Origin of the sequence: Pseudomonas salomonii (assembly GCF_900107155.1) — a bacterium.
Classification (GTDB): domain Bacteria; phylum Pseudomonadota; class Gammaproteobacteria; order Pseudomonadales; family Pseudomonadaceae; genus Aquipseudomonas; species Aquipseudomonas salomonii.
Genome location: NZ_FNOX01000012.1, coordinates 213,430 through 224,626 on the forward strand (window position 1 = coordinate 213,430; position 11,197 = coordinate 224,626).

Consider the following 11,197-nt stretch of genomic DNA (forward strand, 5'->3'; position numbering starts at 1 on the left):
AAAATACCCCCACATTTACCCCCACGAAAAAATTGGACCATCTGTCGCGATGCAAGTCTGTATATGGGGTGCCAGTTCGAATTTCGTTTCTCGCTCCAAATATTGCGCTGCTGAGTTCCACTGAATTCTGTTGGCGATTGAAATCAGGACCTTCGGGTCCTTTTCCTTTTATGAGGACCGGCTCGAATCTCATCACAAAGGGAAGAGCTGGCTGCTAACTTGCGCCAGGCTGTGTTCGTGGATTTTTCCGACATGCCCAACTGTCGACACAAAGAGGCAATGAGCGGTGATGGTTTCGTCTTACTCAACACGCAGGCCAGAACCCATCCCACGAGCGGCGCGGGATGGCGCTTGGTGGTGTCAAAGCACCGACCGATTCCCCAATGATGGTGTTTGGCTGAAAGTGGCACGACCCAGTTAGCAGGTACTAATGCGTTGAAAAATCCGTTCACTCTGACTGGTGGCGGTTGTATCCTCTTTGAGGTAATTCAACGCGAACGTTGGAGGCAGCCAAGGAAGTGCTGAAGACATTTCTCTTGCGGTGTCCTATTGCACGGACAAGAGGTGTCATGTTCTGTTTAGTGAAAAATTTTCAAAGTGATGGCTTGGGTAAACTCGTTGACCGTGATGGTTCGATAGGTGTCGTTGAGTATTTCGATTGTCCGACCAGCGCGATGCGACACCGGGTTCACGTACCTCTATCCTCAATCAAGCAAAAGCGCTTGGGACGAAATACCCGAGTTTTTACGTACGACGAACTAGATGGTCAGTGGCGTATCGGGCGAGTACGCGAGGACGACGGTGAAGGCGTCGAGATCCGCTTGGCTGACAAAGTCGACGTTTATCTTGGCTACGAGCAGGTCTTTGTTCGATGGAAGCGACCGGTCCAAGACCCGGTCAGTTTCCTTGGTAACTTTGTTACCGAAACGCCTCGCTTTGCTGATGCGCGGTCTGGCTTCCTACAGAATTACCTTCATCAACGAGGCGCTGCGTTTGGCATTTCTGCCTTGCTGTCCTCTGCTATCGAATTGGAATCTCACCAGATTAATGTAGTGCGACGCGTTTTGACCGATCACTCCCAGCGTTATCTGCTTGCGGACGAGGTTGGCCTCGGTAAGACGATCGAGGCGGGAGTTATCATCCGCCAAGTTGTGCTCGATGATTTGCGTAAGCATCGAGTCCTCGTGCTAGTCCCGCATGCCTTGGTGACCCAATGGCGGGATGAGTTAATCGTTCGCTTTGGATTGCGCGATTTCATCGATGAATCGGTATTTGTGCTGCCCCAGGAAGATAACGAGGGTTTGCGCGACGTTCTGTCCAACCTATCTTTGCTTGTCATCGACGAAGCGCATCATTTGGCCGACCCTCACGCTGACGATGCAAAGCAAGACTTGTACCGTCTAATTAGCGAAGTGGCGCAGAGTACTGACCGTTTGCTCCTGCTGTCGGCGACGCCGATTTTGCGTAACGAGGAAGGCTTTCTGCGCATGCTTCATCTGCTGGATCCGGTGGTTTACCAACTCGATGATCTAGAGAACTTTCATGCCAAGATCGTCAATCGACAGGCGCTCGCTGAGACGGTCGCTGCCCTAGATCCGAGCAATTTCTTTTTCATGGATGCTGCGCTCGATGATTTGACTGAGCGTATTCCGAACGACCTGCGTTTGGCGCAGTTGACTCGAGCTCTGAAGGAGAAGTTGCTCGAGTTGCCCGACGAGGATGACGCGCAATTTTGCATTGCTGTGCGGCACCTGCGAGCTCATATCTCCGAGACTTACCGCCTCAATCGCCGCATCCTGCGCAACCGCCGTAGCCAAGTAGAGGGTTTAACGCCCGACCGCAAAGGAGCGCAAGTCTGGGCGGTTAAGGATTCAGCGATGAAGCGTCTCGAATCAGTTGTAGAGGACTGGCGCGTTAGTGCCTCGCTGTCGATCGGCTCAGCGGATGCCGCTGTGGCGCAGGGGCTCGTGGCGTTCTACTGGACCGTGACTTGCGCTATTTTGGAGGATCTAGGTGTCCTTCGCCAACTTTGCGCGGAGCGCCAACGCAGTATAGAGAGCGACGCGTCTAAGTCTTTTATCGGAGAGGAGGTACTCCTCAGGACCGTCATCCGTGCGATTGAGGACGAGGAGTGGATGGAGACCCGCCTCGACCGGTTGTATGTGGGGTTGCGAACGTTGCCGGAGTCGACCAAGGCGGTAGTTTTCTGCGCCAGCGAGAGTGTCGCCGACAAAGTCTTTGCTCACTTAAGGAGCAGCAACCTCGGCCTGATACGACATGATGTTGGCGAGGTTAGTGATGGGGTTAATTGTTGGCGAGAATTTCTAACCAATTCCGCGATTCGGGTCATTGTCTGCGACCGCCAGGCAGAAGAGGGCATCAACCTGCAGGGCGGGGATAAGGTCGTGGTGCATTTTGACCTCCCCCTACAACCAAATCGTATCGAACAGCGCATGGGGCGTGTTGACCGCTATGGCGCCGGCACTTCGGTGCAGTCATACGTATTGCTCGATGAAGACGCGCCGCTCCAAGCCGCATGGTTCGGCATTCTCGACCAGGGATGGGGCGTTTTTAACCAGTCCATCTCGAGCCTGCAGTACCTGGTTGAGGCTGAACTAGATGTTTTGAGGGGGGCACTTATCCATGGCGGCGTAGAAGCACTTGACGCGTTGCGTGATCGTTTGGCGGGTTCCTCCGGCTTAGTGGCCCGCGAACTCAAACTGATTGATCAGCAAGACGCGCTGGACCAACTGTCGCCGTTGCCTGAAGCGGATCTAGACGACTTGTTCGAAGTAGATGGGGATTGGAGGACCATCCGTGACTCGATGATGTATTGGATCGAAGATACGCTTCTGTTCCGCAAGGAAGATGAACCGCGAACTCCTGGTACGCATTCGGTGGACGATCCGTTCCGCTTTCACTACTACCCGCCGGATGGCAACAATCAGTCACCGACACTCATTCCCTCGTCTGGATTCATTAACGATTTTTTGGGCGCTATTGATTTTGAAGCACCAGGCAGTCGTGCTGCCCTACCGAAATCCTATCCGTATGCTGTACACCGTCCTACTGCCGTCAGGCGCAGAGTGAGCCCATTGCGTTACGGAACAGCGTTTATCGAGGCTGTCATGTCATTTTCGGATTTGGACGACCGTGGCCGTAGTTATGTGATGTGGCGGCAAGTGTTCGACCATTTTTCGCCTTCAGAAATCCGACTTTGTTTCCGCTTCGACTTTGTGGTGGAGGCGTGCTTGGATAATGCCATCGCGGTTCTGACTGCCGATCATGGCCAATCGGGCGAAGCAGCACAGGCTGTACTGGCAAGACGTGGAGACTCCTTATTTAGCCCTGCGGTGGTGCAGGTCTGGGTGGACGAGGACGGAGATGAACTGCCGCAACATTTTATTGAGCGCTTTTTGATTGCTAAGTATGCAAAAAAGGGTGGTAAGGGATACATCGACAAGAATCTTGAGACACCTTACTTACGTGCTTTTCGGAGGGTGGCGCCGGATACTTTTGCCAACTGGGAGGAGCGCTGTGAGCGGATGCGCGACCGCGCGCTGGGTATTGTGATGGCGAGGCCGGAATTGAAGGGGCGGCAGCACCGCGCGCTGGATCGGGCGGTGGCCGAAGACGAGATACGCTACGCCCAGTTGCAGACCCGTATCCAGTCCTTGCAAGGTCGGGAGGCGCAGGCCGAGGCACACCAGCTTATGTTAGAACAGGAGCTTAACCGCGCTCTCCATCAGGGCATCTTGTCCCCTTCGATAAAGGTCGACGTCGCCGGCGTGGTCTTCCTCTCTAGCGAACCTGTATCCCTTATCCAACGCTTCATACAGGAAGGCGCATGAGTTTCGGTTTCGATGAATTACAGACTGTCCTCGGGATTTGGCCAGTAGCCACTGATTGGTCGGAAAAGGCAGATGACAGCTTGCTGGAGCGGATTTTCCAGTTGTTGAGTGCGGCGCAAGCCCAGCCTAGCGACATAACATGGCATGCCGACCTGCAACCCTTGTTGCGGCATGTTTTGCTCCGCGCCAGCGACGGCGCGGGCAAGAATATGAGGCTGCGTGTGCCTGCCGGTCGGGGGTGGCCCGATCGGGCAAGTTGGACTGCCCATGGGGTGGAAGCGATGGAAGCGGGACCCACTGCATATCTGCTAACAGCTCGAGAGTGGCATCCAGAGTGGCTTGGTAGCGGAGAACATGGCGTGTTCGCCGATACCTTTTCCGACAAGAAAGTACGTCGGATGGTGCATTGCGAGGTGGATCCCTTCATTCATGATGGAACCGGCTTTACGAACTATTCGTCTCCGGGTCAACGCGAGGCGGTGCGTGCCGCCTTTCTGATCCCAGAAGGCGATACCCTGATGGTCAATTTACCGACGGGCTCTGGAAAAAGCTTGGTCGGGCAGGCCCCCGCTTTAGTAAATAAAGAGGATGGCCATCTGACCATCTTCGTCGTGCCGACGGTCGCCCTTGCTCTCGACCAGGAGCGCGCTATGCAGCAACTGTTTCGAAGTAATGGTCCTTCCCGCCCCGACTGGCCGCTGGCTTGGTACGGCGGCTTATCGAAAGAAAAGCGTGCCGAGATTCGGCAGCGTCTGCGCAATGGTACCCAGCGAATCCTGTTCACCTCACCAGAAGCGCTCACCACTTCGCTACTACGTGTTGTGTCGGATGCCACCACCGACGGCATGTTGCGGTACTTCGTGATTGATGAGGCTCACCTGGTCACCCAGTGGGGAGACGAGTTCCGTCCTTCCTTTCAGGCCTTGGCAGGTCTGCGTCACAGCCTGCTTCGGTTGGCGCCGCGTGGTTTTCGAACCTTGCTAATGAGTGCCACCTTCACGGATGAAACGGTAGAAACATTGGCTAGCCTATTCGGCCCCCCCGAACGGGTACAAATGGTATCGGCGGTACATCTTCGCCCGGAACCGCAATATTGGTTCTACAAGGCTGCATCGACGTACGAAAAGCAAGAACGCGTACTTGAGGCACTGCGACATGCGCCGCGACCGTTCATTCTTTACGTCACTAAGCGAGAAGAAATCGCGTCTTGGAACACAGTGTTGCGTTCTCGCGGAGGCCTGCGCCGCCTAGCCACGTTTGACGGTGGGACGCCCGATCGCGAACGGCAGCGAATCATTTTGGAGTGGGCAGCCAATCGCCTCGATGGCATTGTTGCCACGTCAGCTTTTGGCGTTGGTCTCGATAAGACTGATGTGCGCACGGTGATCCACGCGACGATTCCGGAAACTCTGGATCGCTTCTATCAAGAAGTGGGGCGCGGTGGCCGTGACGGCAAGTCATCGGTCAGCCTGTTGGTATTCGACGATACCGACTGGGCTTTGCCGGAGCGACTCGCAAAGCCCAAGATAATTTCCGATGAGCTTGGCTTCAGCCGCTGGAAGGCCATGTACCTGTCACGCCAGCCAACTACTGAAGAGGACTTGTGGGGCATCAATATCGACGCCGTGCGCGAAGGTTTACCGGGGGGAAGCGAACATAATGTTAACTGGAACATGCGAACCCTCATCCTGATGGCGCGTGCTGGCCTAATAACTCTCGAACTAGAGGTCAATCGCGACGAGCAGGATACCGAACCGGGCGAGGATGCTTCGTCAATGCTAGCGGCAATGGCAAACGTGCGCGTACGAATTCGAAACGACGGCCATCTTATTTCCAAAGTCTGGGAAGACGCGATCAGAGCCTCGCGAAACAAGACGCTGGAGGCGGCTGAGCGGAACTTGCAAATGATGCGGAAACTGCTGCCCCGGTCCAGCGGCCTGGACCAGCAGATCGGTCAAGAAGTCGGTGCCACGCTTACACAGTTGTACCGTATTCGGTCGTTGCGCTGGCCGGTTCAGGTAACGCAGGTTTGCGGCGGCTGTCCGGCGGATCGCTTCGACACTGAGGATCGCAGGCACTATGCCGAACCGGTCGTCGTGCCGGTGAGTCGTGTCTTATCGTCGTCGGCCGACGCCTGGCGGAAAAATTTTCCTTGGGTGGACCCCGCTTTTGCCTATGTCTTCTACGACGAGAGTCGACCCAGGGACGGCGTCCGACAAGCCATCCTGCAATTCGCTAGATGGCTGGTGCAGTCATGCGGCGTACGTGAGTTGGCAGCCCACCCTGAATCGCCACTGGTGTGCCTTCCCGAGTGGACCCGGTTATATCAGTTCGCGCGCGACCGGGTACTGCTAAATCGGTCGGTTTTGGACTCCGATCTGGAGCCTTACTCCCCGCTGGCCCGTTTGACGGTGCTGGAACCGGACTCCTCCCCTGAACTCATCATGGATACCCAGATGTTGCAGCGGCCCTTCCATGTTGTGCTGCTACCGCTCGGCATGCCGGATCCTGGTAATAGCTTGCGCCGTCTTGCCGACGTCACCCCGAATGCGCTGTATCTGGAAAAACTAATTCAAGTGATAACCCAATGAGCATTCTTAACCGTGAAAACGATGGTCTCCATCCGATACTCCTGACTCTGGCCAGAATGGTCGCCCGAGACAAAGCCATTTCTCGCGATGATCTGATTAATGTCTGCGTCCCGCATTCCGGCATCGATAAGGAAAGCGGCAAAGAAACCGATAACGACAAACGCAAGGACCTGGCATCCCGGGCTCGTGCAACGCTGCTCCGTTGGGTCGCTCTCGGATTGTTCGCCGAAGACCGCGACCAAGTTCGTTTGGATATTGAATTGACACGGGGGGAGTCTGTTGACGCATTTACGGAGCGCCTGCCCGCCATTTGCCGCGGCCTTGCCTTGCGCTTGGAGTACGGGATGCCCATGTGGCCCGCCAATGGCAGCATTTCGGAAGAGGATGTTGGGCGCACGGCCGACCTGTGCCGCGGTTTGGCCTGGTGCCTGACTCAGGATATCTACGCGCTACCAAGCACGCATGGTGAAATCGAAAGTTTGATTACAACCCAGGTGCAAACAGGACGATTCATCTTTCTGAACGACACACGTTGGGCTGGTTTCCGGTCTTGGGCGAGATTCCTTGGCTTTGCCACTGGCGACGACTCCAGCTTTTTCTTCGACCCGACAGTAGCGGTGCGCTCGGAATTAAAAGAGGTGATTCGAAAGGGCGAAACAGTGCCTGCGGCCGAGTTCGTGTCGCGCTTGGCCATACGTTTGCCGGTGTTGGATTCTGGCGTCTACCGTCTTGAAGTGGAACAGGTTCTGAGGCCTGAGAGTTGGACAGCACCTGCTACCGGACACTTGTCGACTGCGCTGTCATTCGCTTTGCGGCGTTTGCAGAAGCAGGGAATGATCGGCTTGGTGACTCTGGCTGATGCCGGTTCACGACTAACGCTCGTCGGGCAGGGGGGGCGGACATGGGAAAGCTTTACCCATATCAGCTTGTTGAGGGACGCATCATGAGTTTGCTGAGTTATTGGCCTACTGCTGACGAAATTAATGACTGCATCAAACACGAAGCTGAGGGCGCCCACGATGCCGTCTTGCTAGCTGTACACAAACCCTCGCCACTAAGTTATAAGCAGATTTCTTCGGGCGTAAAGTTCGAAGCTAGCGAAGAAGATCTATTCCAATACTTGATCACAAAGGATGTACCCTCCGGAGTCCACGTTGTTCCCATCACAGGGGCATCCGGTGTCGGCAAATCGCACATGGTGCGTATATTAACGGCTCGTCTGCAGAGCACGAATGAGGATGACCGGTATGTGATCATCCGCATCCCAAAGAGCGCCAGTCTGCGGAGAGTTGTGGAACTGATCCTGGAAAAACTGCCGGGGGAGGAGTACGCGCCAGTCAAGGCAGAGTTTTCTAAGGCGTTCACTGAAGAACTCAACATCGAAACTGCAGTTATCAGGTTCCAAAGAGAGCTAGAGATCGCTTTGGGCGAATTAACGAAAGGGTTAGAGGCTCGTGTTAGGGCTAATCCTCGAGATTCGGCATTGAAAGAGCAATGGGGCCATGCTGCTAATTTACCTAAGTTCATGGGTGATCCAGTACTTGTCGATTATTTTCGCGAGAAAGTATTTCCAAGGTTCGTGCAGCGAGCTATCGCTGGTCAGAATCAGGCTGAGCAGGAGGCATACGTCAAGGACTTTGATGCAGGCGACTTCCAACTGCCAGATGCCATAGACATCAGCAAGGCCGCTTCGCCCACGCACGCTTATTACACTCGGACATTGTTAGTTCGGGAAGGTGAAGGCATGCGTACAGCTACTCGCCTGCTCAACGAGAGCAAGGTTGTCGACCAAGCGATTCGCCAGCTATTCAATTTGCACCAATCCTTGGGTGGTATGACTTTGCAAGAAGTCATCCAGGAGATTCGCCGCCTGTTACTTCAGCAACAGCGCGAACTGGTGATCTTTGTGGAAGACTTCAAGGCACTCACCGGTATCCAGGATATATTGCTAAAGGTGCTGATCCAGGAAGGTGTGCGCAACGGGGTTAGGGAGTTGGCGACGATGCGTTCTGTCATCGCAGTGACAGATGGCTATCTAGATTCCGAGGACACAATCGCAACACGTGCGAAGCGTGAGTGGAAGGTGGAAAGCGAATTATCCAGCGAGCAGGAAGTCTTGCGCCGCACTAAGGCGCTGGTTGCTTCTTACTTGAATGCTGCGCGCTGGGGCTACCGTGAGTTAGTGCATCACTTTGAGATCAACGGTGGTGCGCGTGCCGGACAGGAAACCTGGATCGGGCCATATGCCGACCATGAGGATACCAGCGATGCCCGTGTGTTGGCCGCTTTTGGGAAAGAAGGCGAGATTCCTCTATTCCCATACACGGAGCAAGCCATTGAACAATTTGCGCGGTCTGTGCTCACCCGGAACAATGCCCTGGTCTTTACTCCACGTTTCATTATTGACAATATTTTGCGTGGCTTGCTTTTGCCAGGCAGGCCAGCATTCGAACGTGGGCAATTTCCGCCACCTGACATCAATGCCCCTGGGACGAATGCGGAGGTCACGCAGTGGCTAGCTTCGCTTCCAGTGTCTGAAGAAGTGCGGGAGCGCTACCGGCGTGTCGTCGCGATCTGGGGCAATGCTCCTCGTACGTCGGAGGAGATCGGCAGCATTCCGAAGGAGGTATTCGACGCCTTCAAGCTGAGTCGGCCAAACATCGAGTTCCGCAGTGCCCTACAACGTAAGCCGAAGATTGATCCGATTCAACCGTCTCTGAATTCACAACCAAAGCCAAAGGACGAGTACCTCACTGAGGCTCTTGAGAGATGGGCGCAAAAGAGTGAGCGTCTACCCCAGCAACCAGTTGCTAACCAAATCCGGAAATCGATTGCGTCCGCTCTCAATGAGCGGATCGATTGGTCAGCCGAACGTTGCATCAAGTCGCCTATTATGCACACGGATGTATTCATACCAAACGCCGGGGGGGGAGGTAACAAGGGGGAAAACGCGTTATTGGTGGCAGACGATCACACTGATCCCTCCGGCCAATTGCGAACAGAACTGGCCGCCGTGGTTCGTTTTTACGATTTGAATGACGGGAAGATGTACTACGAAGGGGCTGACGACGACCTGGTTTGGATCGGCAATCTTGTTGACCGACTGATGCCGCAGGCGCTGGCGCTCCTGCGGGCTAAAATACGGCAGAAACTCGGCATGGCAGTACGATTGCTATCCATAAATAGCAGGATTCTCGGTCTTATGGAGCGCTACCGCACCCCAGCCAGTCTCGCTGCATTCTTGTTCGGTGCGCCAAGTATCCCCCAACGTTTGCCTGACGGGGTACCTGCAGAATTCGGCGATTGGCGCGCCTTGCAGGAGCAGGCGTTACGAATACGTCCCGAGTTACTCCAACTCGTTGCCTTCTACTGCGGCAGCTTCCAAGGCGCTGGTAAGACGCCATATGCCATAGACATGGCGAGGGTAACCGACTACTTGCTGCCTGAGAGCGAAGTGACCAATCTGAACTCGCTTGACTTGATCTCTACCGAGCTGAAGCAGGCGCTCGCGGTGATGAGCGAAGCGCGTGTGAAGCTCCTAGTGCGCAGAGTATTACAGGGGGCGGGTAATATTCGAGCAAAATTAACATCAGAACTCGGCGAAAACTTCGACAAGCAAGAAATTGCAGTAGAACTCAAGGCGCTCGCAGATCAGTTGAAGGAGTCCGGTGTCTGGAACTTGGATGAAATTGGCATGGGCCACCTGGCCTTCAAGAATTTGTGCGAAGAGTTCCGCAGCGGCGCGCTGCTCGAGGCACTGTCCGTGCTTGTGAATTCCGGAGAAGGGGAAGCGGGGGAGAGCGATGGCCAGTTGGTCAGTCGTATGGGGCGTTTTGACGTCCATCCGCTCATCGTGGCGTCGCGGTTCGTCGAAGCAGCGGGCAAGGTGGTACGCGCTTCCGAGAAGCGCGCTAAGGGATTGGAGGACCAGTTCCAGGACGTGGACCCCCAGGCGCAGGCTAGCGAGATCCAGATCTTGTTCGAAAACCTCATGAGTGAAATGAATGCTCTGGAATTGGAAGGAGCAACCGCATGCTCTTAAACGATGCACGAAATGTCCGCGTGCGTTTGATGCATGCTGAAGCCGCCAGCAGTGGCATCGAGGAAGCTGAGGCGTTGGCGGCAAAGCGGAATGAACTGCAGGAGCTGGCCAACCGGATCGTGACCGTGGCACGCCGAAACACCTTGCTTCGGGAGGAGAACGTTCCCCTGTCGCGAATTGAGGCCATCGATAAGGCGAAACAACTGATCAGTCAGATCAATGCCCGCTTTGTCGAGTCACCTAAGGCCACTACCTTGGTGAACAAGCAGCGCTGGAGTAAGTTGGTGTCGACGCTAACCGAGTTCAGAGCTTCGGCAGAGGCACAGCAGAAGCAGGACTGGAAAGTCTACTTCAGCAGCAAGTTGTTTGGTGGAGTCCCTCCCGAGCAACGCAAGCAGACCATTCTGCAGGCACTGCCGGAGAACCAGATATCTTTGGATCGTTATACGCGCCTGTATCAGCGTTTCAATCAATACCGTAATCTCGTGCCTGCTACTGTTGAGGCTTTGCGCGAGGTGCTCGCGTGTTCGAAGGACTTAGCGAACATCCAGTTTGTCGAGAGTGACGACGTGCCAGTTCCGGTTAAGGCGTTCTTTGATGCCACCGCCACTGGGAACGGAGCTAACCTCGACCTGCTGACCCAAGAAGTCATTGAATGGCTGCGCACGAATAACATGTTGGCTAACTATGTAGTGCGGGCACGCTAATTGAAC

The 11,197-nt window shown here is 55.0% G+C and carries 5 protein-coding genes; all 5 read left to right on the forward strand.

Annotated features, from left to right (window positions below; genetic code table 11):
- Positions 1 to 569 precede the first annotated feature (569 nt).
- The 5 genes from dpdE to dpdI are packed head-to-tail and all read left to right on the forward strand — an operon-like array spanning position 570 to position 11,191.
- Positions 570 to 3,851: a protein DpdE gene (gene dpdE / locus BLV67_RS25650; protein WP_069786633.1), complete on the forward strand. Its 3,282-nt coding sequence runs from the start codon at positions 570 to 572 to the stop codon at positions 3,849 to 3,851.
- On the forward strand, positions 3,848 to 6,442 hold the full coding sequence (dpdF, locus tag BLV67_RS25655; protein ID WP_069786634.1) for a protein DpdF: 2,595 nt from the start codon (positions 3,848 to 3,850) through the stop codon (positions 6,440 to 6,442). The genes dpdE and dpdF overlap by 4 nt, the downstream gene beginning before the upstream one ends.
- Positions 6,439 to 7,389, forward strand: a complete 951-nt coding sequence (gene dpdG, locus BLV67_RS25660) for a protein DpdG (protein WP_069786635.1) — start codon at positions 6,439 to 6,441, stop codon at positions 7,387 to 7,389. Before dpdF ends, dpdG begins: the two co-directional genes overlap by 4 nt.
- Positions 7,344 to 10,484 (forward strand): protein DpdH, encoded by a 3,141-nt coding sequence (dpdH, locus tag BLV67_RS25665; protein WP_141722703.1) that lies wholly within the window; start codon positions 7,344 to 7,346, stop codon positions 10,482 to 10,484. The genes dpdG and dpdH overlap by 46 nt, the downstream gene beginning before the upstream one ends.
- Positions 10,475 to 11,191 carry a protein DpdI gene (dpdI, locus tag BLV67_RS25670; RefSeq protein ID WP_069786637.1) on the forward strand — a complete coding sequence of 239 codons (717 nt, stop codon included), beginning with the start codon at positions 10,475 to 10,477 and terminating at the stop codon, positions 11,189 to 11,191. The genes dpdH and dpdI overlap by 10 nt, the downstream gene beginning before the upstream one ends.
- Positions 11,192 to 11,197: the final 6 nt, after the last annotated feature.

Coding starts and splice junctions, on each gene's coding strand:
- dpdE (WP_069786633.1), top strand. CDS start 570: ATGTTCTGTTTAGTGAAAAATTTTCAAAGTGATGGCTTGGGTAAACTC.
- dpdF (WP_069786634.1), top strand. CDS start 3,848: ATGAGTTTCGGTTTCGATGAATTACAGACTGTCCTCGGGATTTGGCCA.
- dpdG (WP_069786635.1), top strand. CDS start 6,439: ATGAGCATTCTTAACCGTGAAAACGATGGTCTCCATCCGATACTCCTG.
- dpdH (WP_141722703.1), top strand. CDS start 7,344: ATGGGAAAGCTTTACCCATATCAGCTTGTTGAGGGACGCATCATGAGT.
- dpdI (WP_069786637.1), top strand. CDS start 10,475: ATGCTCTTAAACGATGCACGAAATGTCCGCGTGCGTTTGATGCATGCT.